Raw genomic sequence first — 25562 nt, forward strand, 5'->3', positions numbered from 1 at the left:
AAAGCGGCCCGAGAGTAACAGCTTTGCCAGGGGTCGCCTAGAGGCCAAAACAGGCCTCACGGTCACAAAAATGACTCAATGAACGATACAAGTCATTTTTAGAGTATTTATCCAAAATGTCGCAAAACGGGCCAAAAGGCCCGTTCCAGAGGTGTCCTGCATCGCTGTCAGGCGATATCACGCAACTCGCGCCGCAGGATCTTGCCCACCGGGGTCATCGGCAGCGACTCGCGCAGCACGATGTGCTTGGGCACTTTGTAGCCGGTGAAATTGGCCTTGCAGTAGGCCTTCAGCTCATCGACGCTCAAGCCGCCCTCGCGCGGCACCACGAACAGTTTCACCGCCTCGCCAGAACGCTCGTCCGGCACACCGATGGCCGCGCAGTTGGCCACCTGCGGATGGCCCATGATCACGTCCTCGATCTCGTTGGGGTACACGTTGAAACCCGAGACGATGATCATGTCCTTCTTGCGGTCGACGATGCGGGTGAAGCCGTCCGGGTCGATCACCGCGATATCACCCGTCTTCAGCCAGCCTTGTGCGTCCAGGGTCTGCGCGGTGGCCTCGGGTTGCTGCCAATAGCCCTTCATCACCTGCGGGCCCTTGATGCACAGTTCACCCCGCTCGCCCAGCGGCAGTTCGTTGCCGTCGTCGTCGATTACCTTGAACGCCGTGCCTGCCACCGGGATACCCACCGTGCCCAGACGCGCCAACTGGCCATAAGGGTTGGTACTGGCGACCGGCGAGGTTTCGGTCAGGCCATAACCTTCGACGATGCGGCAGCCCGTGAGGCTCTCCCAGCGCTCGGCGGTGGCCTTGACCAGCGCGGTGCCACCGGAGTTGGTGACCTTCAGCGCAGAAAAATCCAGTTGCCGGAAGCCGGGGTGGTCCATCAGCGCGACGAACAGCGTGTTGAGCCCCAGCAGGCCGGAAAAACGCCACTTGCCCAACTCCTTGATGAAGCCGGCAATGTCTCGCGGGTTGGTGATCAGCACATTGTGGTTGCCGGTGACCATCATGCACATGCAGTTCGCGGTAAAGGCATAGATGTGATAAAGCGGCAGCGGCGCGATCATCACCTCCTGGCCTTCTTTGATCATCTTCTGCCCGTCTGGCCCGTGCTGCGAGAAACACGCCAGCACTTGGAGCATGTTGGCCACCAGGTTGGCATGGGTGAGCATCGCGCCCTTGGCCAGGCCGGTGGTGCCGCCGGTGTATTGCAGCACGGCGATATCGTCCAGGCTCAGCGGCACCGGCTTGTGGCTCAGCGAGCGGCCCTCGCGCAGCACCTGCTTGAATGACACCGCCTGGGGCAATTGATAGGCCGGCACCATCTTCTTCAGCTTGTCGACCACGGTGTTGATCAGCCAGCCCTTGGCGGCGGGCAGCAGGTCGCCCATCTTCGCCTCGATCAAATACTCGATACCGGTATCGGGTAGCACCTCCTGCACGCGCTTGCCGAACATGTTCAGGTAAACCAGCGCGCGGGCGCCGGAGTCCTTGAACTGGTGGCGCATTTCACGCTCGGTATAGAGCGGGTTGGTGTTGACCACGATCAGCCCGGCACGCAACGCGCCGAAGACCGCAATCGGGTACTGCAGGACGTTGGGCATCTGCACGGCGATGCGGTCGCCCGGTACCAGGTCGGTGTGTTGCTGCAGCCAGGCGGCAAAGGCTGCCGAATGGCGTTCCAGCTCGGCGTAGGTAAGGGTCACGCCCAGGTTGCTGAACGCCGGGCGGTCGGCGAAGCGCTTGCAAGAGCGCTCGAACACCTCGACGACGGAGGTGTAGGCATGGATGTCGATGGTGGAAGGCACGCCCACCGGGCGCTTGTCATTCCAGAAGTCGGCTTGCATTTATTATTGTTCCTCTGCCTGGACCTGCTGCGGGAGGTGTAGCGGGTCGTTTAGTCCTTTGACCTGATCGCCAATGGCAAACAGGCGTTTAACCGACGTTAGCAGGTAAGCCCAAGGCGGCATATACGCCAAGCTCCGCCATTAACATTGTGAATCTTATTTGTGCCCTTCCTGCAATCCAGCCGGTTGCGCATACACTGTGCTCGTACTCCCGCGCAAAGGACCGGCCATGCCCCACGACGCCTTCTGGCTGCCCGCCAGCGAGCATTGCAGCCTATACGTACACCAATGGCTGCCGGCCACGCCGGTCAAGGCCGTGGTGCTGCTGGCCCATGGCATGGCTGAGCACGCCGGGCGCTACCAGCGCCTGGGCCATGCGCTGAGCGAGGCCGGCTTCGCCCTGTTCGCCCCCGACCTGCGCGGCCACGGGCGCACCGCCGAGCTGGGCAGCCTCGGCCTGTTCGCCCGCCATCATGGCTGGAATGCCGTGGTAAATGACCTCGGCTTGCTCGCCCAGCACATCGGCCAGCAATACCCCTGCACGCCGCTGTTCCTGTTCGGCCACAGCATGGGCAGCTACATTGCCCAGGCGTACCTGCTGCACCACAGCGCCAGCCTGCACGGGGCGATCCTCAGCGGCTCGAACTTCCAGCCCGCGGCGCTGTACCGCGTGGCGCGGCTGATCGCCCGGGTCGAGGCCTGGCGCCAAGGGCCGCTGGGCAAGAGCGCGCTGATCGAGTGGCTGTCGTTCGGCTCGTTCAACAAAGCCTTCAAGCCCAACCGCACCGCCTTCGACTGGCTGAGCCGCGACCCTGGCGAAGTGGACCAGTACGTGAATGACCCCCTGTGTGGCTTTCGCTGCAGCAACCAGTTGTGGCTCGACCTGCTGCAAGGCTTGGCGCAGATCAGCCAGGCAAGTAACCTCGCGCAGATCGATCCGAACCTGCCCCTGCTGGTGATTGGCGGTGAATGTGATCCGGTCAGTACCGGCAAGCGTCTCACCCATCTGGCCGACGCGTTACGCGCGACCGGCAACCAGCATGTACAGCTGCGCATCTACCCAGAGGCACGGCACGAAGTGCTCAACGAAACCAACCGTGACGAGGTCACCGCCGATATTCTCGGCTGGCTCGAACAGGCGCTGGCCCTTGGCCGCCCTGCGCGCAGTGAATGATAGCCGCCCTCGCCCACCGCTTAAGGAAGCCCCGATGTCCCAGGTCACCAACACGCCTTACGAAGCCCTTGAAGTCGGCCAGACAGCCACCTATCAAAAGTCTGTGGAAGAACGTGACATCCAGCTGTTCGCCGCGATGTCCGGTGACCACAACCCGGTGCACCTGGATGCCGAGTTCGCGGCCAAGAGCATGTTCCGTGAGCGCATTGCCCATGGCATGTTCAGCGGCGCGCTGATCAGTGCGGCGGTGGCGTGCACGCTGCCTGGCCCTGGCACCATCTACTTGGGCCAGAAGATGAGCTTCCAGAAGCCGGTGAAGATTGGCGACACCCTGACCGTGCGCCTGGAAATCCTCGAGAAGCTGCCCAAGTTCAAGGTGCGGATCGCCACCAATGTGTACAACCAGAACGATGAGCTGGTGGTCGAGGGCGAGGCCGAGATCCTGGCGCCGCGCAAGCAGCAGACGGTCGAGCTGGTATCGCCACCGAATTTCGTGGCCAGCTGATTTCAGCGCGGGTTTCTTCGCAAGGGCCGCCCCCACAAGGGCAGTATTGCCCGCTCATTTCAGTGCCTGGAGCCGCCGCTCGATATGCCGCCGCTCCGGCGCCTGCCGGGTCAACGCCAACGCCTGCTGCCATGCCGCACGGGCCTCTTCGACATGGCCCAGTTGAGCATGCAACTCTGCCCTTGCCGCATGCGCCAGATGATAGTCGTGCAGCTCACCCGCCGCCAGGATCGCTTCAACCTCCGCTAGCCCCACCTGCGGCCCATCCCGTTTCGCCAGCGCCACTGCCCGGTTGAGCGCCACCACCGCCGACGGCCAGTGCCGTTGCAACACGTCATACAGACCGACGATCTCGTCCCAGTCCGTGTCATCCGCCGTGGCCGCCTCGGCATGCACCGCGGCTATGGCCGCCTGCACGGTATAGGCGCCATAGCTGCGGCTTCGCAGGGCATGGCGCACCAGCTCACAGCCTTCTTCGATGCGCTCACGGTCCCACACGCTGCGGTCCTGCTGTTCAAGCACCACCAGGTTGCCCTGCGCGTCGATGCGCGCACGCTGCCGCGATGCCTGCAACAGCATCAGCGCCAGCAAGCCGATCACCTCCGGGTCTGGCAACAATTGCCCCAGCAGGCGGCCGAGCCGGATCGCTTCGTCTGTCAGGTCCTGCTGCAGCAAGGCGTCGCCGGACGAGGCCGAATAGCCTTCGTTGAACACTAGGTAAATCACCCGCAACACGCTCTCGAGGCGCTCGGGCAACTCATCGAGCGCCGGCACCTGGTAGGGGATGCCCGCGTCGCGGATCTTGGCCTTGGCGCGCACGATGCGTTGGGCGATGGTTGCCGGGCTTTGCAAAAACGCCCGGGCAATCTGCTCGGTGGTCAGGTCGCAGACCTCGCGCAGGGTCAGCGGCACCTGCGCGTCGGCGGCCAAGGCCGGGTGGCAGCAGGTAAAAATCAGCCGCAGGCGATCATCGCTGAGCAACGCTTCTTCGCTGGGGTCTTGCACCTGGCCTTCCAGCAGCATGATCAGGTCCGCCTGAGAGCGGTCGAAGCGGGCACGTCGGCGCAACGCATCAATGGCCTTGAAGCGGCCGGTCGACACCAGCCATGCCCGAGGGTTAGCGGGGATACCATCGCGCTGCCAGCGCTCAACAGCGATGAAGAACGCATCGTGCATGGCCTCCTCGGCCAGGTCGAAGTCGCCCAACAAGCGGATCAAGGTCGCCAGGATGCGCCGCGAATCGCGACGGTACACCGCCTCGACTTCGGCGCGCACCTGCGCCAGCCCTGCCATCAGTCCGGCATCCGCTGGGTCACCACCTCCACCAGGCGGTCCAGGCTTTCTCCCCAGCCTTGGTGAAAGCCCATTTCCTCATGAGCTCGGCTGTCGGCGGCGCTCCAATGCCAGGCGCGGGCGGTGTAACGGGTCTTGCCGTGCTCCTCGTCGAAGGTCACCACAGCGGTCATGAACGCTTTGTCAGAAGGTACCCAGCCCGGCCCGAAGGCGTCGGTAAACACCAGGCGCCTCGGCGCGGCAATCTCCAGGAACACGCCCTGGGTCGGGTACTCGGTGCCATCCGGGGCCCGCATCAGGGTGCGGAACAGGCCACCGACCCACAGTTGCATTTCGCATTCCGGGGTGGTCATGCCGTGCGGCCCCCACCATTGAGTCAGCCACTGGGGCTCGGTCCAGGCGCGGAACACCTTGGCCGGGGGCGCGTCGATCAATCGGCTGATGGACAACTCGTGCTGCGCTTGCGCAGGGTGTGCAAGGCTCATGCTGGTGGTTCTCCGTGAGTGTCAGGGTTGCAGTTCGCGCACAGGTCGCACTTCAACGCTGCCGACCCTTGCGGCAGGGATGCCTTTGGCGATGTTCAGCGCCTCGTTCAGGTCTCGGGCATCCACCAGATAAAAGCCGGCCAGTTGCTCCTTGGTTTCGGCGAACGGGCCATCGGTGAGACTCATGTGCCCACTGCGCACACGCACCGTGGTGGCGGTTTGCACCGGCTTGAGCGCCTCGGCCGCGAGCATGCGCCCAGCGCCCTGCAACGCTTCGGCATAGGCCATGCATTCGGCGTCTTCCGGGCTGTCGGGCAGGCTGTGCAGCAGCCCTTCGTCACAATAGACCAGGCACAGGTATTTCATGGTCGCCTCCAGGGCATTGGCAAAGTGCGTTTGGCGATATCAGATCAGGGCTTCAGATCGAACAGGGCTTTCTGCGTTTCCATGTCGAACGGTGCCGACCAGTGTTCATGGATGACTTGCCATTGCCCGCCCTGGCGACGATAGCCGACTGTGGCGCGCATGAAGCCGCATTGGCTCTCGTCGTCCGACGGGCCGCAGCGGTTCAACCAGTGCGCCAGACCCAAGTCGCCGTCGGCGTATACGGTGAGCTCGGCCAGCTCGAAGATCATCGGGCCGGTGCACAGGCCCATGCACATTTCCCAGTGGGCCTGGTAAACAGCCTTGCCTTTGAATTGCAGGGTTTTGATGGCATCGAAGGCGACGATGTCGTCGGCATAGGGCGCAGTGATGCCGGGGATGTCACGGTCGCGCACGGCCTGCATCCAGCGGTCGATCAATTGGCGGAGTTCGTTTTCGGCTGCGGTGCTCATCGGGGGGGCCTCCGATCGTTTGTCAGGTTTGGGCACAGGTGGGGCCTGTGCCTTCAACTGTTAGTCGAACGGTAGCGGGGGAAATCGACAGGCCGGTGAAAATAAATGAACTTGAGATTAGGTGAGGGCTACCAGGTGCTTGCCTCGAGTTATTTAGCGCCTGGGAGATCGAGCGCCGCCCGCGCGGCGCTTCGCAGCACAAGGCTGCTCCTACATCTGTTTCCGGCCAGTAAAGCCTGTGAGAGAGGCGCGCGACCGCCTTATTTGTTCGACTCGATATCGTGTCAGGCGCCTAGGGACCGCGCGCTAATGCCTCAGGAATAATTGGCCCGAAACAGATGTGGGAGCAGCCTTGTGCTGCGAAGCGCCGCGCGGGCGGCGCTCGATCTCCCAAGCGCTGAAAGACCCTAGGCATGCACCCTGCCTTACACCCCAGGGCTGGCGAGAATGAACTCGCGATACCCCGAAACAATCACGTAAACCGCGAAATAGCAGAAAATCGCCGCCGACAGCAGGTACGACCAGGTCAGCAATCGATCCCCCAGCAATCGCCCTCCGTGGCTGGCAATGCCGCACAGGCTCAGGCACCAGACCAACCCCGCCGCAAAAAAACCGCTGAGGAACAACCCGGCCTCCAGCAAGCTGCCACCACCGGATCGGGAAATCAGCACCCCACCGACCGCCGCGAACCACAAAATCGCGGTCGGTGAGGACATGGCCAAAAAGATCCCACGCAAGAACTCGCGCCAGCCCGACTCCACCACCACGTCTGCCCGCGTGTCCATGTGCCCACCGCGCCACGCCGCCAGCAGCATCTTCACTGCGAACCACACCAGCAGCGCCGAACCGCCCAGCCACAAGGCCCAGCGCACGCTTTCAAACTGCAGCAGCACGGTCATCCCGGCCAGTGCGGCAACGGCATAGATCAAGTCCCCCACACAGGTCCCCAGCCCCAGCCAGAAACCTTTGAGAAAACCACGCTGCATGGCCAAGGTGATCATGGCGATGTTGGCGATGCCGATGTCCAGACACAGGGACAGGCTGAGGAGAAAACCATTGGAGAAAGGCATTGAGCACTCGATGACCGGCCAATTAAGCGCCGTAGAGCCTGCCACGAGTGATCAGGGGATGGGAAGAAGAAGTGTTCGATCAGGCAAAGGCCGCCTGCTCGAATACCTCATCCGCCCATTGGTTCAGGCTCTTGCCGGCGGCCCGGGCGGCAATGCTGGCAGCCGCGTGGACTTCTGGCCGGATACGCAGCATGACCTTGCCTGATGCCGGCTTTTCAGGGGTGATGCCCTGTTCTGCACAATCAGCGAGATAGTCCTCGAGCGCTTCACGGAAGGCTTCATGCAACTCAGGAACGGAGCTTGCGTGAAAGCTGATGATGTCGCGCATGCCAAGCACGCGACCCACGAAAATGTCGTCACGCTCATCGTATTCGATTCGGGCGGCATAGCCCTTGTAGCGCATGCAACTCATAGGCTGACTCCTGCCCGCAGCAAGAATTCGCGGGCTTCTTCAATCTGATACCGCCTGGCTTCCTTGCCTGGGTGGGGGCGATGGCATCTCCAGTACTGGCCGCCAAGCACCAACTTTACCCTAGAGCCTTGTCGCTCCAGCACCTGCCCTCCCAGATGAAGCACCAGCGCCTCGATCTCGGAAAAGGCCAATGACGACGTGGTTGGCGTCCTGGAGATAGCGTCGAGAATTTTTCGGTATCGAGTGTTCATCGAAAAATGCTATCAGATTAAGATAGCACTTATTCCTCGATATTCATTCAGGATTTTTCATCACCCGCCAGCACGCGCGCATAACGCGCGCGATCCACGTTCGCCCCGCTCAGCACCACGGCCACCCGCCGGCCCACTTGCCGCTCGCGCTCCTGCATCAACGCCGCCAGCGCCGCAGCGCCCGCACCTTCGGCGGTGTTATGCGTGGCCTCGTGGTACACGCGCATGGCTTCGGCGACTTCACTGTCACTCACCCGCACAATGCGCGCGGCATGCTCGCACACCAAGGCGAACGCCTCCGGGTGCGGTACCCGGCAGGCCATGCCATCGGCGAAGGTGTCGGCAGTGGCAGTGGTGACGATGCGCCCGCGCTCGAAGCTTTGCGCATAGGCATCGGCCGCGCTAGACACCACCCCCACGATCTCGGTCTTCAACCCCAGCAGGTTGCGTGCCTGGATCAGCCCGCAGATGCCCGACCCCATGCCGATAGGCACGTATACACAGTCCAGCTCAGACACGGCCTCGAACAGTTCCAAGGCATAGGTGGCTACCCCGCGCACCAGCTCCGGGTGAAACGATGGCACCATCATGTAGCCCAATTCGTCAGCCAGCCGGGCCGCCTCTTCACGGGCCACATCAAAATCGACACCGTGCTCTACCAGCTCGGCACCCAGGGCGCGCATGGCGGCGTTCTTCTCGGTGGAGTTGCCTTCGGGCACGACGATCACCAAGGGTATGCCCGCCTGGCGTGCGGCCAGTGCCATGCTCTGGCCATGGTTGCCGCGCGTGGCGGTGACCAGGCCACGGGGCGGCGCGCCATCCGCCAGCAGCGAACGCACGTAGACCAACCCGCCGCGCACTTTGAACGCCCCGGTGGGCGCGTGGTTTTCATGTTTCACCCACACTTGGCAGCCCAGCCGCTCGGCCAGCAAAGGCCAGGCGTGCTGGGGCGTTGCGGGCACATGCTGGTGAACGAAATCGGCGGCTTCGCGCAGGGCTTTCAAGTCGAACATGGCGATCATCCCTCATCGGTAGGTGGTTGATCCGATCCTAAGCGCCGGGCATTGTATGGGTACAACCTTATATTGCATGGGTAGCAATTTCGTGTGGATCCCAACGCTTGTGGATGATGACCAACCCCGCTACCTGGCCTTGGTCGATGCCATTGCCGACGCCATAGCGCGTGGCGAACTCAAGGTCGGCGACCGCCTGCCACCCCAGCGGCGCCTGGCCTGGAAGCTCGACCTCAACCCCAGCACCACCCAGCAGGCCTACCGTGAAGCTGCCGCGCGCCACCTCGTGGCAGGTGAAGTCGGCCGCGGCACCTACGTGCTGGCCGGCAGCAAGGAAGCGACGCTGTTTCGGCTCAAGCATCACGATGGGCAACAGCCGTTGATTGACCTGTCGACCAACGTCCCGGTGGCCGACCCGCACAATCAGGACCTGCAAAGCAGCCTGCGTAAGCTGCTGGAACGGCACGAGAGTGGCCTGCTGGATCATTACCTGGGGCCCGAGCAGTTACTGCTGGGCCGCATTCATGGCGCGCAATGGCTGGCCAATCGCGGCTTGGCCCTGCCCCCGGATGCACTGCTGCTCAGTAGCGGTGCGCAACAGGCACTGACCCTGGTGCTGCAGTCGTTCTGCCAGGCCGGTGAGCCGGTCATGCTCGAAGCCTTGACCGCACCCGGCATCAAGGCGGCCTGCCGGCAGTTGCGCTTGCCCGTGCATGGTGTGGCGTTGGACAGCCAAGGCCTGCGCCCCGACGACCTTGACCGGGTCGCCCGCGCCAGCGGTGCCCGTGTGCTGGTGACCACACCCACCCTGCACAACCCTACCGGCACCTGCATGGATGACGCTCGCCGCGAAGCGCTCGCTGCGGTCGTCAAACGCCTGGGGCTGCTGGTGATCGAGGACGATGTCTATGGCGCACTCAGCGACAGGCCGCCGCTCTACCCCCTGTTGGGCGAGCAAGGGATTTTCATCAGTAGCTTGTCCAAGACCGTGGCTGCCGGGTTGCGCCTGGGGTGGATCGTGGCCAGCCCTCAGTTGCTGGCACAGGTCGACCCGCATGCCCAGGCCAGCCACTGGCCTGTATCGCCGTTGAACCTGCACATCGCCTGCCAGTGGATCGAAGACGGTACGGCTGCGCGGCGGCTGGCCTGGCAGCGGGCGGAAATTACCGAGCGTTGGCGCCTTGCGCGAAGGCTGCTGGGCGATGGCCTGCACAACACAGCGCAGCCTTCACCTCACGCATGGTTGGCCACACCGCAGGGTGCGGAGGGGGTGGTAAGACGGTGTCGCGAGCAGGGCGTGGAAATCGTCCCAGCCAGTGTCTTCGCCATGGGTGCGACCGAGGTGCAGGCGGTGCGTATCAGCCTGTCGGCGGCGGCTAGCCGGGCCGAGCTGAAACGCGGGCTGGAGGTGGTGCGCCAGGTAATGTCCAGCCCATGACACCGAGACCAGCCTGGCCGCCTCTTCGCGACGGCTCGGCGCGAAGAGGCGGTTGGCGTTGCAGTATCAACCCTGCTGGCAACCCTCGCCCATGGCGCGGTACTGAATGGTGTGCACCTGGCCTTGGTGGTCTTCGTAGGTCATGGTCGCAGGCACTACTTCGCAGACATTGGGGATGGTCGACAGGTTGATGACCCGCTTGATATCCAGGTTCATGGAGTAGTCGTATTGCTGGGCCACGGGCTCGTTGGAGACAGGTTTGACCTCATCGGCGAGGGCGAACGAGGACATACCGACCAATGCAAGAATCAGTAATGGTTTCATGTGAGTTTGCCTATAACACAATCAAGCTGATCGATTGACTTCTAATGCCGTCACTGGCGCGGAGAAGTTGTCATCGACTGCAAAGATGACACGAAGTACCGATCCCGCTTCGTCGTACTGCTGGTGGGATGAGTAAAAGTCTACTCCCGGTTTGCAATAGTTGAACCCCGAAGTCGGATATTCACCCTTGCCGGTTTTGCAACAATCTGCGACATAATGGGTTAGGAACAGTGGGATAGAGCCTCTGGCATCTACCTGCCCATCTTGGCCGTTTAAACAAGGGATACACGCCATTTCTGATTATCTGCATTGCTCCGAGCTGCCAGACACGGAACGTCGCCTGCTCGATCACTTCTACCGCCAGCACGGCTCGCCAATGCGCGCAGCAAGTGATGCTGCGCTGTGGGTGGCGCGGGCCAGCGGCATCATTGCAGGCCTGAGCCTGACCGCTGTCGGCGATGGCTTCTGGCTGACCGGGCTGTTCGTCGCCCCGTCACAGCGTGGCCAGGGTATCGCTGGGCGGCTGATCGACAGTGCGTTGGCGCAAGCGGCTGGGCCGACCTGGCTGTTTTGCCACCCCGACCTTGTGCCCTTCTACCAGCGCCTGGGCTTCGATGATGCGCAAACGCTACCCGAGCCCCTGGTCGCGCGCCTGCAGCGCTACCAACGCAGCAAGCGCCTGGTGGCCCTGGTGCGCGGTCAATCGTCGCTGGCGTCCAGCCCGGGGAACAGCACCTCGGTGTAACCGAATTTGGCGAAATCCTGGATGCGCGAGGGGTACAGCCGGCCGATCAGGTGGTCGCATTCGTGCTGCACCACACGTGCATGGAAGCCATCGGCAAAGCGGTTGATCGGGTTGCCCTGAGGGTCGAGGCCTTCGTAGCGAATGTGCTGGTAACGCGGTACCACGCCGCGCAGGCCGGGCACCGACAGGCAGCCCTCCCAACCGTCTTCGACCTCGCTCGACATCGGCGTGATCAGCGGGTTGAGCAGAATGGTCTGCGGCACCGGTTCGGCATCCGGGTAACGCTCGCTGCGTTCGAAGCCGAAGATGACCAGTTGTAGGTCGATGCCGATCTGCGGCGCAGCCAAACCCACACCCCCGACATGGCGCATGGTTTCGAACATGTCGTCGATCAGTTGCTGCAATTCGGCGCTGCCGATCATCTGCGGGGGCACCGGCGGGGCGATGCGCAGCAAGCGTTCGTCGCCCATCTTGAGAATGTCACGGATCATCGGGGATTCGGCTCGGTGGTTTGCGGCTCGACGGGGTGTTCATGGCCGAGCACAGTGATGGTTTCCTTGGGCTTATCGCCGTCGAAATCCTTTTCGCCAGGGTTCTTGCCCTCGGCCGACATGTGTTCGATCACGGCGTTCATTTCCGCGCCAAGCAACAGCACGGCAGCAGAAATGTAGAAATACAGCAACAGGACGATGATTGCACCGATGCTGCCATACATGGCGTTGTAATCGGCAAAGGTTTTCACGTAGTAGGCAAAGCCCAGGGAGGCGACGATCCACACCACCACGGCCAGCACCGAGCCTGGGGTGATGAAGCGAAACTTCTGCTTAACATCGGGCATCACGTAATAGATCAGCGCCACCGCCACCATCATCAGGATGATGATTGCCGGCCAGCGCAGGATGGTCCACACCGTGACGATGACTTCCTGCATGCCAACCTGGGCGGCAATCCACTCCATCACCTGCGGCCCCAGCACCATCAACGCGGCGGCGGCCAGCAGCATGACGGCGATGCCCACGGTGTAGAAGATGGACAGCGGAATGCGCTTCCATACTGGGCGGCCTTCGGGTACGTCGTAGGCGGCGTTCATGGCGCTCATCATCAGCCGCACACCTGCCGAGGCTGTCCACAGGGCAATCACGATACCCACCGACAACAGCCCACCCTTGGACTGTTGCAACTGGTCGATCACTGGGTTCACCTGTTCCAGAGCCTGGGGCGGCAGCACCAATTCTGATTGCAGGCGCAACCAGGAGAAGAAATCTGGCAAATGCAGGAAGCCGATCAGGGCAATCAGAAACAACAGGAAGGGGAACAGCGAAAACAGCATCTGGTAGGCCAGCGCGGACGCATAGGTGGACATCTCGTCGTCAAGAAACTCTTTGACGGTGCGCACCAGCACGCGGTGCAAGGGCAAACCTTGCAGGGCGGAAAAAATCATAGCGTCTCCTTTCGCCGCTCGATCGATACAACAGACAAGTCTAATAGACCACGCCGTTGCTGTGCTGCTCCCGAGGGTTTAAAAGAAAATGCCTACGTTAAACACAATCCTTGTAGGAGCAGCCTTGCGCTGCGAAGAGGCCGGTAGCAACTTACATAATATTCATTGCTATCACTGGCCTCTTCGCAGCACAAGGCTGCTCCTACAGGGCGACGCCAATACCCTGGCGAACAGGGCAGGATGCATCAAGGCTTTTTCACAGCGTCCTTCACATTGCCTTTGATCTGCTGGGCTTCACCCTTCAGTTCCTGCGCCTTGCCTTCGGCCTTGAGCTTTTCATTGTCGGTCACTTTGCCGACGCCTTGTTTCACGTTACCGATTGCTTCGTTGGCCAAGCCTTTCGCTTTGTCTTTAGTACCGCTCATGGCAAAACTCCTGCAAATGGAGACACGTGAACCGTGTCGACAGTCTGTGGACCTGAGGCCCTTCGCAAGAGTTTCAACCAATTTGCCACGATCAAGCCGAGCGGCAAATCTGCGGGCGAATACCGCACCAATTCCCGCCAACCACCTGCGCAGGGCCGACTGCCTGCCCTAGAATCCCCGCATACGACCGCCTGCAATAAAAACAACGACTTATCGGAAAACCCGCCCCATGCGTTTGATGCCTGTGCTCGTGGCCATGCTGCCACTGCTCCCCCTGCCTGCCCTCGCCGCCTCGCCGGCCGACACCGAAGCCCTGCGCGTCGAGCGCTATGCCGATGACGGCCAACCCGGCAGCTTGCGCTGGGCGATCGAGACCAGCAACCAGAACCCCGGCCACTACCGCGTCGAGATTGCCGCGGTGGGCCAGGCGCCCTATGTGATTAAACCCACGCGCGCGCTGCCTGAAATCAAAGGCCCGGTGAGCATTACCGGCCTGGCTTGGGCCCGCGACGGCCAGTACATCGCCATCGACGGCTCGGGCTATATCAAAGACCAGGGCGTGCACACCTGCCCCGGCGCCCTGCCCGGCCAGTTCGGCACCAACGTACGCACCACAACCCACCCGGGCCTGGTGCTGCGCGACACCCAAGGCGTGCACCTGAGCGGCCTGGAAGTGCGCAACTTCTGCATCGGCATTCTGGTCAACCGCGCCAGCGGCAACGTCATCGAAGACAACCGCGTCATCGCCAATAAAGGCGGCGCCGGCATCATGCTCACCGGTGACGACGGCGCCGGTAACCCCACCGCCACCAGCACGGTCAACAACAAGGTGCTGCGCAACCAGCTGATCGACAACGGCGACGGCCTGGAGCTGACGCGTGGTGCGGCCTTCAACCTGGTGGCGGACAACCTGTTCCGCTCCACACCGGCCAACCCCGAGCCGTCCCAGGGCATCGAGATTCTGCTGGGCAATGACAACACGGTGGTGCGCAACCGTTTCGAGAACTACTCGGACGGCCTGCAGATCAACTGGGGCAACCGCAACTACCTGGGCGCCAACACCTTCACCGGTAACTCGATCGGCGTCAGCGTCACCGGCGAGGGCAACATCCTCGATGGCAACCTGATCCACGGCAACCGCATCGGCGTGGCCTTGCGCCCAGAGCCGAGCGTCACCGCCACACGCCTGAGCGCCAACCGCATCTGGAATAACAGCCAGGACATCCGCCGCTGCGAGGCCGGTGGCTCCTGCGTGCCAAACCAGCGCACCGGCGCCATCGTCTTCGGCGTGCCGGCGCAGGCGCATGCGTTGTATGTAGGGTCGCGCGGGGTGGGTGCGGAGCTGGCGAAGAAGGACCAAGCGATCATCTGCGATGCCAAGGGCGAACCCCAGCCTTGCCAACCGTTGCCTAACCACAACCAGCAGCCACCTCGGCTGATTGCGCTTGAGGGAAATGTGATTCGCGGCGAGGTGCAGGGGCCGGCGTCGAGCCTGTTGCGCGTCGAGTTGTTCGGCAATGCGCAGGCTGCGGGCAGCGAAGCGGAGCAGTATCTTGGGGAAGTGCTGGTGAACAGCGATGCCCAGGGGCAGGCGCGGTTTGCACATCCGCTGGAGAATATCGGCGGGTTGCGCAGCTTTACCGCGACGGTGACCACTGCCGATGGGGCCACTTCCGAGTTGAGCCGGCCGGTGAGTCGCTGAAGCAAATGGCCTCTTCGCGGGGCAAGCCCGCTCCCACAGGTATACGATTACCACTGAGAACAGTGGTGTAACCTGTGGGAGCGGGCTTGCCCCGCGAAGAGGCCGGCCCAGTCAAAGCAACTGGCAAACCTTGCTCAGCTAACCGCCACCCCTCACAATGCAGGCCTTATTACGCGTCAACCCGCAGGAACCTGCATGAAACTCGACAAACCCGCCGCCATCGCCCGGCGCAATGAAGCACTGGCCCGGCCCGTGCTGACCAGCAGCAACACCCTGTTCGCCATCCTCGACCCCAAACGCAACCTATGGTGGTTCGAAGTGCCAGTAGCGCTGTTGGGCAAAGGCCAGCCCGATTGGGTCAACCTGCTGCTGCACACCCCGGACAGCGATGAGCTGCAGCACCTGAAAGTACCGACCAACTTCCTCAAGGCTCACCTGGAGCAGATGGAAGTGCGCAAGCCAGGCAAACGCCGTTCGACCATCAGCCTGGCCCTGAGCGCTGACCGCGACTCGCTGCTGCGCGACACCCGCCCGGGTGGCGAGCAGCTGGACTTCCGCACGTTCGTGCAGGCCTGATCAGACCCGCTCGATGCGATCGTCATGGATGACGATGCGGCCTTGCTTGAACAACGCGCCAATGGCCTTCTTGAAGTTGCCCTTGCTGACGTTGAACAGCTTGGTGATCACTGCCGGGTCGCTCTTGTCGCACACCGGCAGCACACCGCCTTCGGCGTCCAGGCGCGCCATGATCTGCTCCTGCAGGCTGTCAGCCAGGGCAGCGCCCACCGGTTGCAGGCTCAGGGCGATCTTGCCGTCGTGGCGGATTTCCTTGATGAAGCCCTTCTCGTGCATCCCCGAACGCAGGAACTTGAACACCTCGTTCTTGTGGATCAGGCCCCAGTGGCGGTTGTTGATGATCGCCTTGAAGCCCATCGGCGTCTCGCCGGCCACCAGCAGCTCGACCGGCTGGCCGACCTGGTAATCGGCCGGGGTACGGTCCAGGTAGCGGTCCAGGCGCGCGGTCGCGGTGATGCGGCGGGTACGCTTGTCGAGGTACGCGTGCACCACGCAGTAGTCGCCGATCTTCAGTGGCCGCAACTCTTCCGAGTAAGGCATCAGCAGGTCCTTGGACAGGCCCCAGTCGAGGAAGATACCGGCACCATTGATGTCCTTGACCTTGAGGCTGGCGAACTCACCGACCTGCACTTTGGGCTTCTCGGTGGTAGCAATCAGCTGGTCTTCGCTGTCCAGGTAGATGAACACGTTCAACCAATCGTCTACCTCGGTCTCGGCGTTCTTCGGGATGTAACGCCCCGGCAGCAGGATCTCGCCATCGGCGCCGCCGTCCAGGTAGAGGCCGAATTCCACGTGTTTAACGATTTGCAAACTGTTGTAACGCCCAAGCAGAGCCATTTCCGATGTTCCTCAAGACAAGACGGCTATTCTACACCTGAAGCCACCGTACTGCCCGACCGCTGATTCGGTGGAACCGTCATCTTCCCCCTTGCGTCTACCGACTGGCCAGCCACTGCAAGGATCAGCACATGCCTCGACGCCTGCTCAAGCCCCTGCTCATCACCGTCGCGTTCGCCCTGGCCCTGGTCGCGTGCAGCCGCATCGACCTGGCTTACCGCAACCTGGACCGCCTGGTGCCGTGGTCGCTCGGTGACTACCTGGACATGAACCGCGACCAAAAGGTGCTGCTCGACGAGCGGCTCAGGCAGCACCTGGCCTGGCATTGCAAAACCCAACTGCCCAGTTACCTCGACTGGCTGGACCGGGTGCGGGCCATGGTCGCCGAAGACCAGGTGACCGACCAGGCATTGCAACAGCGCACCCGCGAGGCGCGCGAGGCGATTGGCCGGGTTGCCGAAGAAATCACCCCCTCCGCCACTGAACTGCTGCGTGGCATGAGCGACGCGCAGGTGGCGGAAATGCGCGAGGCGTTCCGCGACGACATCAGCGAACGGCAAAAGCAGTATGTCGATACGCCTTTGCCCAAGCAGATTGCCCGCCGCGCCGAGCGCATGGAAAAACGCCTGACGCCGTGGCTGGGTGAACTCAATGCAGCGCAACGGCTACGCGTGCTGAGCTGGTCACAGGCGCTGGGCGATCAGAACCGCCAGTGGATCGCCAACCGTGCCCACTGGCAGCAACAGCTGGTGCTGGCGATGGACAAACGCAGCGATGCCAGCTTCGAACCGCGCCTGGCGCAATTGCTGCAGCGCAAAGAGAGCCTGTGGACCCCGGAATACCGCATCGCCTACCAGAACACCGAGCTGCAAGCACGCAGGTTGCTGGTCGACCTGATGCACTTGAGCACCCCGGAGCAGCGTCAGCAACTGCAGGCGCGATTGACCAAGGTGCGCACCGATTTCAGCGAGCTGAAATGCCTGAAGGGCTAAAACCCCAGACGTGCGTGGCGCTGATAGTTTGCGGCCGCAGCGCAGCCCCAGGGGTTACCGCACCTTGCGCCGATACGGGAACACATCGATCACCTTCCCGTCGCGAATCGTTGCCTGCAAACCCTTCCAGTAATCCGCGTCATACAACTCACCATGCAAGCGGCTGAACAAACGCCGCTGGCCCATATCGGCAAACAGAAACGGCGGGAACTCTTCGGGGAACACGTCATGCGGCCCGATCGAGTACCACGGCTCGCCTGACATCTCGTCTTCCGGGTAGCGCGCTGGCGGTATATGGCGGAAGTTCACCTCGGTCAGAAAACAGATTTCGTCATAGTCGTAAAACACCACCCGGCCATGGCGGGTGACGCCGAAGTTTTTCAGCAACATGTCGCCGGGGAAGATGTTCGCCGCTGCCAGTTGCTTGATGGCCAAGCCGTAATCCTCCAGCGCTTCGAGCACCTGGCCTTCGCTGGCGTGCTCCAAGTAAAGGTTGAGGGGCGTCATGCGCCGCTCGGTCCAGCAGTGGCGGATCAGCACCGTGTCGCCTTCCAGGGCAACCGTGGACGGCGCCACTTCCAGCAGCTCGGCCAGGCATTCTGGTTCGAACTTGCTGCGCGGAAAGCGAAAATCGGCGAACTCCTGGGTATCGGCCATGCGCCCTACCCGATCGACGCTTTTCACCAGGCGGTATTTGTCGATCACCGTGGCGCGGTCAACGGTCTTCGACGGTGAGAAACGGTCCTTGATGATCTTGAACACGGTGTTGAAGCCCGGCAGCGTGAACACGCTCATGACCATCCCCCGCACCCCAGGCGCCATGATGAAGCGGTCGTCACTGCTGGCCAGGTGGTTGATCAGCGCCCGGTAAAACTCCGACTTGCCATGCTTGTAGAAACCGATCGAGGTGTACAACTCGGCAATGTGCTTGCCGGGCAGGATGCGCTTGAGGAAGTTGACGAATTCCGCCGGCACCGGCACATCGACCATGAAGTAAGAGCGGGTGAAGGAGAAGATGATCGACACCTCCGCCTCGTCGGTGATCAGCGCATCGGCCTCGATGCCATGGCCTTCGCGGTGCAACAAAGGGATAACCAGCGGCCACTGCTCGTCGCGGGTGTACAGGCGGCCGACCAGGTAAGCGCCCTTGTTGCGGTACAACACTGGCGAAAACAGCTCGACCGCCAGGGCCGGGTCCTTGCACACCCAGTCCGGCAGGCATTCGCGCAGTTGTTCTTCCAGCCGCGTCAGGTCGCCCTCAAGGTCACCATAGGGCACATCGAACGGGTAATCGGCGAAGATCGCCCGCAGCAGGCCCTTGAGCCCGTCCTCAAGCTGATAGGTGCGGGTTTGCGCCGCGCGCTCGTGGCTGCGCATGGAAGGCCGGGTGGTGTGGATGAACATGCAGCCGTCGCTGATCTGGTCATGGCTGAACAGGCTGCAGAACAGCGAGTTGTACCAGGTCTCGGACAACTCGTCGTCGAGCCGTGGGTCAATCAGGTGGATGTAGGCGCTCTTGACCAGCGGCCACTGCTCCACATCCAGCAGCACCTCATCGGCAACGCTCTGCCGTAGCCGGCCGTTGGCCTCGGCCACCTTTTCTTCATAGAGGTTGATACGCGCCGCCGCTGCGCGCTGGATCTCTTGCCAGCGCGCCTGCTCGAAGCGCTCACGGGCGCCGAGGGTGATGCGCCGAAAGTGTTCGCGGTAGTCATCGAAGCCATCGAGGATCATCCGGGCGATTTCGCTGGCAGGCCAGTGCTGGGTCATGCAGGGCATCTCGGTGCAGGGTGAGAGATACAGCTTAGCCGGTCCACAGCCCGCCTAGATTCACAGCGCAAGAAAGCACAAGAATCCCACTCCCCCCTGGCGTAAACTCGCGCCCTGCCCAAAACCCGGAGACCGTTGTGACCCCCATTGCCCTAGCCCGCCTGCTGACCCTTGCCGCTGTCTGGGGGGCGAGTTTTTTGTTCATGCGCATCATCGCCCCCGAACTCGGCACCGTGCCGACCGCGTTCTTCCGCGTGTCGATCGCCTGCCTGGGCCTGTTCGCCATCGTCGCCGCCGCGCGGGTACGCTGGGACTTCCAAGGCAAGCTCGGCGCCTGCCTGGTGCTGGGCATGATCAACTCGGGCATCCCGGCGACGTTCTACTCCGTGGCCGCGCAGGTACTGCCAGCCGGCTACTCGGCGATTTTCAACGCCACCACACCGCTGATGGGCGTACTGATCGGCGTGCTGTTCTTCCGTGAACCGATGACCCTGCCCAAGCTCTGCGGCATCTTCCTGGGCCTGTTCGGCGTCGGCGTCCTCAGCGGCGCTGGCCCCGTCGCGCTGGACCTGGCCTTGCTGCAAGGCGCCCTCGCCTGCCTGGCGGCCACCACCTGTTATGGCTTCGCCGGCTTTCTCGCCCGCCGCTGGGTCAGCGGCCTGGACAGCCGCCTCTCGGCCCTGGGCAGCATGCTCGGCGCCACGCTGCTGCTGAGCCCGCTGTTCGCCTGGAGCGCCTTGGCTCAGCCCCCCGCCAGCTGGGGCGGCTGGCAGGTGTGGCTGTCGCTACTCGGGTTGGGCCTGCTGTGTACCGCATTTGCCTATATCCTGTACTTCCGCCTGCTTGAAGAAATCGGCCCGGTCAAGGCCAGCACCGTGACCTTCCTGATCCCGGTATTCGGTGTATTGTGGGGGGCATGGTTGCTGGATGAACCGCTGTCGATGGCACACCTGTACGGCGGTGTGCTGATTGGCGCGGCCTTGTGGCTGGTGCTGCGGCCGACGCGCCATTGAAGCGGGGCACACGATGAACAGTGCATACAAGAAGGTGTTGTTCCGCCTGGTGCAGGACGCAGACGGTTACCCGCCGGCCTCGGTCGAGGGCCTGTGGGCCAAGGCAGTCGACGGCGGCTACCAAGTCGATGGCATCCCGTTCTATGTCTACGGCATTGCGCCGGGCGACATCATCGACACGCGGGAGGACGGCGGTGAAACCTGGTTCGACAGCTTGCGCATCAGCAGCGGCCGCTCGGTGTTCCGGGTGATCGTCAAGCCACCAGAAACCCTCGACCAGGTGCGCGCAGCCCTGCAAGACTTCGGCTGCAATTGCGAAGCAGAACAGGCGGTGAGGATGCTTGCCGTCGAAGTCCCCTCGCAGCGCGCGCTCGACACCTTGCTCTACTACCTGCTGACCCAGCGCGAAGCCGACCTGCTGGACTTCGAGGAAGGCGTGCTGCGGCACACCATCCCCGAAGAGTTTCGCTAGAGCGCTACGCTTACGCCTCCGCCAACCGCGCAGCCGGCTTGCGGAACACGAACAGCAAGCCCACCACGATCAGCCCCATCCCCAGCAGGCTCAGCGCTGCCAAACGGTTGCCGAAGATCAGGAAGTCCATCACCGCAGTCACCGCAGGCACCAGGTAGAACAGGCTGGTGACATTGACCAGATTGCCCTTGGCGATCAGGCGATACAGCAGCAGGGTGGCCAGCAACGACACCACCAGCCCCATCCACAGCAGTGCACCGACGAAGCCGCCGGTCCACTGCACGTGCAACGGCTGCAAGGGGGCGAACAGCGCGCACAGGGCAAACCCTGCCAGGTACTGCAACGGCAAGGTGCCCATGGGGTTGTCGGTGATGCGTTTCTGCAGGATCGAACCCAAGGTCATGCTGCCCAGCGCCAGCAGCGCGAACAGCATGCCGGCCAGGGACACCCCACCCAGGTTGATGCTTTGATAGACCACCATCACCAGGCCAGCAAGGCCCAGCCCCAGGCCGAACAGCCGGCTCCAGGAACGACGACGCTCCATCAGTACTACGGTGAGGATCGGTTGCACCCCCATCACCGTGGCCATCACGCCAGGGGTGACATGGGTATTGAGCGCCAGCAGATAGAAGATCTGGTAGGCCCCCAACAACACGCAGCCGGTGCCCAGGGCGCGCAGCACCGCCCCACGACTGCGCGGCCAACGCAGGCCCAACAACGGGCCGATCATCAACAGGCCCGCGAGGGCCAGCGCCGAGCGCAATAACAGGAAAGCGAACGGGCTGGCGTGCGCCAGGCCCAGCTTGGAGACGATGGCCCCGCTGCTCCACAGCAGGACGAACAGGCTGGTGGTGGCCGCCGAGGCCACGGATGCTTTGGAAATGACAGACATGTATTGCCACCTTTCGGGCGAATGAGCCGAACGGAGGGCGTACGCTTCAGCGAGGGAAGTAGCCGACCGTGTTCAGTAGGTTGCGAGTGCGGTGGGATGCGGCCAGAAGCCGATCAGCCCAGCACGACCACGCAAAGAGGCGGAGCTACGCCGCCTACAACGCCACTGACAGGTGGTGGGTAGTGACTGATCATGGCCGGCTGCTGGCTACCACGCACGACCTCGCCCGCGACTGGCGCGATGGCAAAGCATGAGGTGGAAGGGATGGCTGGCATGAACAGGTCTTCAGGATGAGATCAATGGCCTGGACTATAGCCCGGCGTTTTCTGGCTGGCAACTGGCTAAACCGACCTTTGTAGGCGCGGCCGTTGGTTAATTTTTCACCGCCTTGGCTCGTCTGAATGCGAAACGCCGCACGCATTCACCCGCTCCGAGGACCACTCATGAACGCAAAAGCCTGGCTCTACCGGCCAGCCCAGATCACCTGCCTGCTGCTGGTCAGCGCCTACGCCCACGCGGCCAAGCCAGGTGATGTATTCCAGGACTGCAAAGACTGCCCAGAGATGGTGATACTGCCCGCCGGCAGCTACGTGATGGGCGCACCCGATGACGAAGCCGGCCGCCAGCCCGACGAAGGCCCGCTGCACACCGTGACCTTCGCCAAGCCTTTCGCGATGAGCCGCTATCAAGTCACCGCCGGCGAGCTGGACGCCTACATCAAGGCCACCGGCACCGTCATCAAGAGCGGCGACGACCGCCCCGGGCGCTGGTGCGAAGCCAGCAAGCCCACCTACAAACAAACGGCCCGCCAACCTGCGGTGTGCGTCGACTACGACGAAGTCCAGGCCTACACCGTGTGGCTGGCAAAAAAAACCGGCAAGCCCTACCGCATGGTCAGCGAGGCTGAACGTGAATACGCCGCCCGCGGCGGTTCTACCGGCCCGTTCCCCTTCCCGTTCGACGCGCCGGGCAAGTACGAGATCAGCAAGCACGCCAACACCTACGGCCCCCGTGACGGCTACACCTTCACCGCCCCCGTGGGCAGCTACCCGGCCAATGCCTTCGGCATGTACGACATGCACGGCAACGTCTACGAGTGGGTCGCCGACTGCTACCACGAAAGCTACGAAGGCGCCCCTAGCGACGGCAGCGCCTGGATCCAGGACCCCAAGTGCATCCGCGCGCACATGCGCGGCAACGACTGGGGCGAGCCACCGATCTTCTCGCGCTCGGCCAACCGCAACGACCGCCTCAAGACCACCCGTGGCGACTTCCTCGGCTTTCGCGTAGCCCGCGAACTCTGAACGTTGTGACGCGGTTAACAGCACCTGCGGAAAAACAGTCAATAAGAATCGTTCCGGTTTTTCACAGGTGCTGCGTCACATACAGCACATAGAAAAAACCCCTCTGCCAACGAGAACGCAACAGATGTCCATGCCATTGCCCAGTGCGCTCAACCCGCTTGCCAAAGCCTTATTGATTCGTCATTCCCTTCGCCCCCAGCGTGCGCTGTCACGCATTGGCCTGGGCCTGGCGCTGTCCTCTGCGCTGGTTGCACAGGTGCAGGCACAGGAATGGACCCTGGATATTCCCGCGCAGTCGATGAACTCGGCGCTGCAGGCGCTGGCCAAGCAGACGGATACTCAACTGCTGTACAGCCCACAAGATATCAGCGGGCTGCGTTCTTCGGCACTGAAGGGGCGCCATGACCTGGCGTCATCGCTGCGCATCCTGTTGCAAGGGACGGGGTTGAGGTACCAGATCGATGGCAACTCGGCGACGGTGACCGCGAGTTCGGCCGCAAAGGAAGGCCAGGTCGAGCTTTCGGCGACCAACGTCAATAGCGTGGGCCTCGGCGCTACTACCGAAGGCACCGGTTCGTACACCACAGGTATCACCAGTACAGCCACGAAGATGAATCTGTCGCTTCGTGAAACGCCTCAATCGGTCACCGTGATGACGCGTCAACGCATGGATGATCAACACCTCAGCGCCATCACCGATGTGCTCAAAGAGACCCCAGGGATCACCATGTCCCAGGATGGCGGGGAGCGCTTCAACATCTACGCCCGCGGGAGTGCCATCGATACCTACCAGTTCGACGGCGTCAATACCAGCCAGGAAAACCAGACGCGCAACATGCCCAGTACGCTACTGGACATGGCCCTGTATGACCGGGTCGAGATCGTCCGTGGCGCCACGGGCCTGATGACCGGTGCCGGCGAGCCTGGCGGCGTGATCAACCTGATCCGCAAGAAGCCGACCCGCGAGTTCAAATCCTATGTCAAGGGCAGCGTTGGATCCTGGGATAACTACCGCAGTGAAGTCGATGTCTCCGGCCCACTGACAGAAACAGGTAACGTCCGAGGGCGCATGGTTGCGGCCAAGCAAGACAACCACACGTTCATGGACTGGTATGACCAGAAGCGGGAAATCCTCTACGGCGTCGTTGAAGCCGACCTGACCGAGACGACCCTCGTGCGTTTTGGTGTCGACTACCAGAAGTACAAATCGACGGGCGCGCCGGGTGTCCCGCTGCTGTTCACCAATGGCAAGCAAACCGATTTCTCGCGATCCACCAGCTCCGGCGCTCGGTGGATGTACGATGATTTCGAGACCATGAACTACACGGCGACCTTGGAGCAGCAGTTGGTCAACGACTGGAAGCTCAGGGTGGTGGCCAATTACATGGACGTCGATCGCGATGCTGACCTGGGCTGGTACCGCAGCACGTCCGGGGTCACGTACTTGAACGAGGAAACCGGCGCTGCAAGCGCCGAACGGGCAAAGATTTCCGCCGATCAAACCCAGAAGGGCTTGGACGTCAACCTCGCCGGCACTTACGAGCTGTTCGGCCGTTCCCACGACTTGGTCGTGGGGTACAACTATTCCGAATATGAAAACGACCACCACTCGCAGACCGGTGGTATCGCCACGTTCAATTTCTACACCTGGGATAACTACCTGGCCCGCGACGCCTACCGGCCCTCTCTGATTTTCAACATCAAGACACGACAAAGCGGTTACTTCGTGGCCAACCGTTTCAACATTACCGATGACCTGCACCTGCTGCTGGGTGCACGGGTTTCGCAATACACTTACGACTCCGACCTGACCTCGCTGATTGCCAACACCAACACGGTCAGCAAGATGCGTGAAACCGGCCAGGTTACCCCCTATGCCGGTCTGGTCTACGACCTGACCCCTGAACAGTCTGTCTATGTCAGCTATACCGACATCTTCAAGCCGCAGACGTCGATGGACAAAGACGGCAAGGTACTCGAGCCTGTGGTCGGCAAGAACTACGAATTGGGGTGGAAAGGCGAGTTCTTCGATGGCCGCCTGAATACCAGCGCCGCCGTGTTCATGGTAGAGCGGGACAACTTCGCTGAAATTGATCCGGGCCAACTCACACCAACCAATGGCCAGGCGTACCGTGCCGTAGACGGCGCGAAAACCAAGGGCTTTGAGTTTGAAATCGCGGGTGAGATCGCGCCTGGCTGGAATGTACAAACCGGCTACAGCCATGCCCGTACCGAGAACGCCGACGGCGACCGTCTGACGACCCAATTGCCCATGGACACGTTCCGCCTGTGGAGCACTTATCGCTTCCAGGGCAACTGGGACAAGCTGACCGTAGGCGGTGGCGTCAACTGGGATTCCAGCAAAGCGTTGACGTTCACCAACTTCAACAATGCCAAGGTCAAGGATGACGACTATGCCGTGGCCAGCCTGATGGCGCGTTACCAGGTCACCGACCACTTGGCGGCAACGCTGAATGTGAACAACCTGTTCGACGAAAAGTACTACTCCGGCATGGCCGGCAGTTATGGCCACTATGGTGCTCCGCGTAATGCCACGCTCGACCTGCGCTACGACTTCTGATGGCGTTCATCTAGCCAGGCGGGTCTAGCCGGCCACGGTCCACACGACAGGCCTGTTGAAAACGGCGCTTCCCTAACCGGAGCGCCGTTTTTTCATGCCCAGCTTTTGCAAAGGCGAGCGCCATTTACGCCTACATACAAAAAGGGGCTATCCCG

General features: G+C 62.2%; 26 protein-coding genes. 11 read left to right on the plus strand and 15 right to left on the minus strand.

Annotation, left to right across the window (positions count from 1 at the left end; translation table 11 throughout):
* Window positions 1-167: 167 nt before the first annotated feature.
* On the minus strand, window positions 168-1856 hold the full coding sequence (gene fadD2 / locus ACMCNM_RS21670; RefSeq protein WP_186681942.1) for a long-chain-fatty-acid--CoA ligase FadD2: 1689 nt from the start codon (window positions 1854-1856) through the stop codon (window positions 168-170).
* Window positions 1857-2085: 229 nt separating this feature from the next.
* Here fadD2 and ACMCNM_RS21675 point away from each other — a divergent pair, with 229 nt between their 5' ends.
* Both ACMCNM_RS21675 and ACMCNM_RS21680 read left to right on the plus strand, forming a co-directional pair.
* The gene (locus ACMCNM_RS21675) at window positions 2086-3030 is read left to right on the plus strand and encodes an alpha/beta hydrolase (RefSeq protein WP_186681944.1); all 945 of its coding nucleotides are present in this window, start codon (window positions 2086-2088) and stop codon (window positions 3028-3030) included.
* Between the two features lie 34 nt (window positions 3031-3064).
* On the plus strand, window positions 3065-3535 hold the full coding sequence (locus ACMCNM_RS21680; protein ID WP_412765380.1) for a MaoC family dehydratase: 471 nt from the start codon (window positions 3065-3067) through the stop codon (window positions 3533-3535).
* Between the two features lie 54 nt (window positions 3536-3589).
* Here ACMCNM_RS21680 and ACMCNM_RS21685 read toward each other — a convergent pair whose 3' ends face one another.
* From ACMCNM_RS21685 to ACMCNM_RS21715, 7 genes are all read right to left on the minus strand, one after another.
* Window positions 3590-4828, minus strand: a complete 1239-nt coding sequence (locus ACMCNM_RS21685; RefSeq protein WP_412765381.1) for an RNA polymerase sigma factor — start codon at window positions 4826-4828, stop codon at window positions 3590-3592.
* Entirely contained in the window at window positions 4828-5313 is a 486-nt protein-coding gene (locus ACMCNM_RS21690) for an SRPBCC family protein (protein ID WP_412765382.1), read from the minus strand. The genes ACMCNM_RS21685 and ACMCNM_RS21690 overlap by 1 nt, the downstream gene beginning before the upstream one ends.
* A gap of 21 nt (window positions 5314-5334) precedes the next feature.
* Entirely contained in the window at window positions 5335-5679 is a 345-nt protein-coding gene (locus tag ACMCNM_RS21695; RefSeq protein ID WP_027593157.1) for a YciI family protein, read from the minus strand.
* A gap of 44 nt (window positions 5680-5723) precedes the next feature.
* Window positions 5724-6149 carry a YybH family protein gene (locus tag ACMCNM_RS21700; RefSeq protein ID WP_027593158.1) on the minus strand — a complete coding sequence of 142 codons (426 nt, stop codon included), beginning with the start codon at window positions 6147-6149 and terminating at the stop codon, window positions 5724-5726.
* 425 nt (window positions 6150-6574) lie between these two features.
* Entirely contained in the window at window positions 6575-7219 is a 645-nt protein-coding gene (locus ACMCNM_RS21705; protein WP_412765383.1) for a LysE family translocator, read from the minus strand.
* Window positions 7220-7298: 79 nt separating this feature from the next.
* Window positions 7299-7631, minus strand: coding sequence for a type II toxin-antitoxin system HicB family antitoxin (locus ACMCNM_RS21710; protein ID WP_008098794.1), 333 nt, complete (start codon window positions 7629-7631; stop codon window positions 7299-7301).
* Between the two features lie 298 nt (window positions 7632-7929).
* A complete protein-coding gene (locus tag ACMCNM_RS21715) occupies window positions 7930-8895 on the minus strand; it encodes a threonine dehydratase (protein ID WP_027593160.1) in 966 nt (321 codons plus the stop codon).
* A gap of 76 nt (window positions 8896-8971) precedes the next feature.
* Between ACMCNM_RS21715 and ACMCNM_RS21720 the strand changes: the two genes are divergently transcribed.
* Window positions 8972-10333: a PLP-dependent aminotransferase family protein gene (locus ACMCNM_RS21720; RefSeq protein WP_412765384.1), complete on the plus strand. Its 1362-nt coding sequence runs from the start codon at window positions 8972-8974 to the stop codon at window positions 10331-10333.
* 66 nt (window positions 10334-10399) lie between these two features.
* On the opposite strand, the gene ACMCNM_RS21725 is transcribed toward ACMCNM_RS21720, so the two are convergent.
* Complete coding sequence (locus tag ACMCNM_RS21725) at window positions 10400-10657, minus strand: DUF2790 domain-containing protein (RefSeq protein ID WP_027593162.1); 258 nt, start codon at window positions 10655-10657, stop codon at window positions 10400-10402.
* 340 nt (window positions 10658-10997) lie between these two features.
* On the opposite strand from ACMCNM_RS21725, the gene ACMCNM_RS21730 reads away from it, so the two are divergent.
* Window positions 10998-11402 (plus strand): GNAT family N-acetyltransferase, encoded by a 405-nt coding sequence (locus ACMCNM_RS21730; RefSeq protein WP_338109087.1) that lies wholly within the window; start codon window positions 10998-11000, stop codon window positions 11400-11402.
* On the opposite strand, the gene def is transcribed toward ACMCNM_RS21730, so the two are convergent.
* From def to ACMCNM_RS21745, 3 genes are all read right to left on the minus strand, one after another.
* Window positions 11357-11893, minus strand: a complete 537-nt coding sequence (gene def, locus ACMCNM_RS21735) for a peptide deformylase (RefSeq protein WP_027593164.1) — start codon at window positions 11891-11893, stop codon at window positions 11357-11359. The genes ACMCNM_RS21730 and def overlap by 46 nt on opposite strands.
* A complete protein-coding gene (locus tag ACMCNM_RS21740; RefSeq protein WP_027593165.1) occupies window positions 11890-12843 on the minus strand; it encodes a YihY/virulence factor BrkB family protein in 954 nt (317 codons plus the stop codon). Before ACMCNM_RS21740 ends, def begins: the two co-directional genes overlap by 4 nt.
* Before the next feature lie 245 nt (window positions 12844-13088).
* Window positions 13089-13268, minus strand: coding sequence for a CsbD family protein (locus ACMCNM_RS21745; RefSeq protein ID WP_027593166.1), 180 nt, complete (start codon window positions 13266-13268; stop codon window positions 13089-13091).
* Between the two features lie 229 nt (window positions 13269-13497).
* Here ACMCNM_RS21745 and ACMCNM_RS21750 point away from each other — a divergent pair, with 229 nt between their 5' ends.
* Window positions 13498-14970, plus strand: coding sequence for a nitrous oxide reductase family maturation protein NosD (locus tag ACMCNM_RS21750; protein WP_412765385.1), 1473 nt, complete (start codon window positions 13498-13500; stop codon window positions 14968-14970).
* Window positions 14971-15165: 195 nt separating this feature from the next.
* Window positions 15166-15546: a hypothetical protein gene (locus ACMCNM_RS21755; protein ID WP_027593168.1), complete on the plus strand. Its 381-nt coding sequence runs from the start codon at window positions 15166-15168 to the stop codon at window positions 15544-15546.
* Here ACMCNM_RS21755 and ACMCNM_RS21760 read toward each other — a convergent pair whose 3' ends face one another.
* Window positions 15547-16383: a S1 RNA-binding domain-containing protein gene (locus ACMCNM_RS21760; RefSeq protein WP_027593169.1), complete on the minus strand. Its 837-nt coding sequence runs from the start codon at window positions 16381-16383 to the stop codon at window positions 15547-15549. It lies immediately after the preceding gene.
* Window positions 16384-16514: 131 nt separating this feature from the next.
* Between ACMCNM_RS21760 and ACMCNM_RS21765 the strand changes: the two genes are divergently transcribed.
* Window positions 16515-17375, plus strand: coding sequence for a DUF6279 family lipoprotein (locus tag ACMCNM_RS21765; protein WP_412765386.1), 861 nt, complete (start codon window positions 16515-16517; stop codon window positions 17373-17375).
* Window positions 17376-17429: 54 nt separating this feature from the next.
* Here ACMCNM_RS21765 and aceK read toward each other — a convergent pair whose 3' ends face one another.
* Complete coding sequence (aceK, locus tag ACMCNM_RS21770) at window positions 17430-19145, minus strand: bifunctional isocitrate dehydrogenase kinase/phosphatase (RefSeq protein WP_412765387.1); 1716 nt, start codon at window positions 19143-19145, stop codon at window positions 17430-17432.
* Window positions 19146-19282: 137 nt separating this feature from the next.
* Between aceK and ACMCNM_RS21775 the strand changes: the two genes are divergently transcribed.
* The gene (locus ACMCNM_RS21775; protein WP_412765388.1) at window positions 19283-20158 is read left to right on the plus strand and encodes a DMT family transporter; all 876 of its coding nucleotides are present in this window, start codon (window positions 19283-19285) and stop codon (window positions 20156-20158) included.
* A 13-nt stretch (window positions 20159-20171) separates the two neighbouring features.
* The gene (locus ACMCNM_RS21780) at window positions 20172-20630 is read left to right on the plus strand and encodes a DUF4265 domain-containing protein (RefSeq protein ID WP_412765389.1); all 459 of its coding nucleotides are present in this window, start codon (window positions 20172-20174) and stop codon (window positions 20628-20630) included.
* A gap of 10 nt (window positions 20631-20640) precedes the next feature.
* On the opposite strand, the gene ACMCNM_RS21785 is transcribed toward ACMCNM_RS21780, so the two are convergent.
* Window positions 20641-21522 (minus strand): DMT family transporter, encoded by an 882-nt coding sequence (locus ACMCNM_RS21785; protein ID WP_027593174.1) that lies wholly within the window; start codon window positions 21520-21522, stop codon window positions 20641-20643.
* A 443-nt stretch (window positions 21523-21965) separates the two neighbouring features.
* On the opposite strand from ACMCNM_RS21785, the gene ACMCNM_RS21790 reads away from it, so the two are divergent.
* Window positions 21966-22826: a formylglycine-generating enzyme family protein gene (locus ACMCNM_RS21790; RefSeq protein ID WP_186681967.1), complete on the plus strand. Its 861-nt coding sequence runs from the start codon at window positions 21966-21968 to the stop codon at window positions 22824-22826.
* Window positions 22827-22950: 124 nt separating this feature from the next.
* Window positions 22951-25407, plus strand: a complete 2457-nt coding sequence (locus tag ACMCNM_RS21795) for a TonB-dependent siderophore receptor (protein ID WP_412765390.1) — start codon at window positions 22951-22953, stop codon at window positions 25405-25407.
* Window positions 25408-25562 lie beyond the last annotated feature (155 nt).

It is taken from the genome of Pseudomonas sp. NGC7 (assembly GCF_047159675.1).
Taxonomy (GTDB): Bacteria; Pseudomonadota; Gammaproteobacteria; order Pseudomonadales; family Pseudomonadaceae; genus Aquipseudomonas; species Aquipseudomonas kermanshahensis.

Bases quoted from the DNA above. Each gene is read 5' to 3' on its own strand.
- fadD2 (WP_186681942.1), bottom strand. From the start codon at position 1,856: ATGCAAGCCGACTTCTGGAATGACAAGCGCCCGGTGGGCGTGCCTTCC.
- ACMCNM_RS21675 (WP_186681944.1), top strand. From the start codon at position 2,086: ATGCCCCACGACGCCTTCTGGCTGCCCGCCAGCGAGCATTGCAGCCTA.
- ACMCNM_RS21680 (WP_412765380.1), top strand. From the start codon at position 3,065: ATGTCCCAGGTCACCAACACGCCTTACGAAGCCCTTGAAGTCGGCCAG.
- ACMCNM_RS21685 (WP_412765381.1), bottom strand. From the start codon at position 4,828: ATGGCAGGGCTGGCGCAGGTGCGCGCCGAAGTCGAGGCGGTGTACCGT.
- ACMCNM_RS21690 (WP_412765382.1), bottom strand. From the start codon at position 5,313: ATGAGCCTTGCACACCCTGCGCAAGCGCAGCACGAGTTGTCCATCAGC.
- ACMCNM_RS21695 (WP_027593157.1), bottom strand. From the start codon at position 5,679: ATGAAATACCTGTGCCTGGTCTATTGTGACGAAGGGCTGCTGCACAGC.
- ACMCNM_RS21700 (WP_027593158.1), bottom strand. From the start codon at position 6,149: ATGAGCACCGCAGCCGAAAACGAACTCCGCCAATTGATCGACCGCTGG.
- ACMCNM_RS21705 (WP_412765383.1), bottom strand. From the start codon at position 7,219: ATGCCTTTCTCCAATGGTTTTCTCCTCAGCCTGTCCCTGTGTCTGGAC.
- ACMCNM_RS21710 (WP_008098794.1), bottom strand. From the start codon at position 7,631: ATGAGTTGCATGCGCTACAAGGGCTATGCCGCCCGAATCGAATACGAT.
- ACMCNM_RS21715 (WP_027593160.1), bottom strand. From the start codon at position 8,895: ATGTTCGACTTGAAAGCCCTGCGCGAAGCCGCCGATTTCGTTCACCAG.
- ACMCNM_RS21720 (WP_412765384.1), top strand. From the start codon at position 8,972: ATGGGTAGCAATTTCGTGTGGATCCCAACGCTTGTGGATGATGACCAA.
- ACMCNM_RS21725 (WP_027593162.1), bottom strand. From the start codon at position 10,657: ATGAAACCATTACTGATTCTTGCATTGGTCGGTATGTCCTCGTTCGCC.
- def (WP_027593164.1), bottom strand. From the start codon at position 11,893: ATGATCCGTGACATTCTCAAGATGGGCGACGAACGCTTGCTGCGCATC.
- ACMCNM_RS21740 (WP_027593165.1), bottom strand. From the start codon at position 12,843: ATGATTTTTTCCGCCCTGCAAGGTTTGCCCTTGCACCGCGTGCTGGTG.
- ACMCNM_RS21745 (WP_027593166.1), bottom strand. From the start codon at position 13,268: ATGAGCGGTACTAAAGACAAAGCGAAAGGCTTGGCCAACGAAGCAATC.
- ACMCNM_RS21750 (WP_412765385.1), top strand. From the start codon at position 13,498: ATGCGTTTGATGCCTGTGCTCGTGGCCATGCTGCCACTGCTCCCCCTG.
- ACMCNM_RS21755 (WP_027593168.1), top strand. From the start codon at position 15,166: ATGAAACTCGACAAACCCGCCGCCATCGCCCGGCGCAATGAAGCACTG.
- ACMCNM_RS21760 (WP_027593169.1), bottom strand. From the start codon at position 16,383: ATGGCTCTGCTTGGGCGTTACAACAGTTTGCAAATCGTTAAACACGTG.
- ACMCNM_RS21765 (WP_412765386.1), top strand. From the start codon at position 16,515: ATGCCTCGACGCCTGCTCAAGCCCCTGCTCATCACCGTCGCGTTCGCC.
- aceK (WP_412765387.1), bottom strand. From the start codon at position 19,145: ATGACCCAGCACTGGCCTGCCAGCGAAATCGCCCGGATGATCCTCGAT.
- ACMCNM_RS21780 (WP_412765389.1), top strand. From the start codon at position 20,172: ATGAACAGTGCATACAAGAAGGTGTTGTTCCGCCTGGTGCAGGACGCA.
- ACMCNM_RS21785 (WP_027593174.1), bottom strand. From the start codon at position 21,522: ATGTCTGTCATTTCCAAAGCATCCGTGGCCTCGGCGGCCACCACCAGC.
- ACMCNM_RS21790 (WP_186681967.1), top strand. From the start codon at position 21,966: ATGAACGCAAAAGCCTGGCTCTACCGGCCAGCCCAGATCACCTGCCTG.
- ACMCNM_RS21795 (WP_412765390.1), top strand. From the start codon at position 22,951: ATGTCCATGCCATTGCCCAGTGCGCTCAACCCGCTTGCCAAAGCCTTA.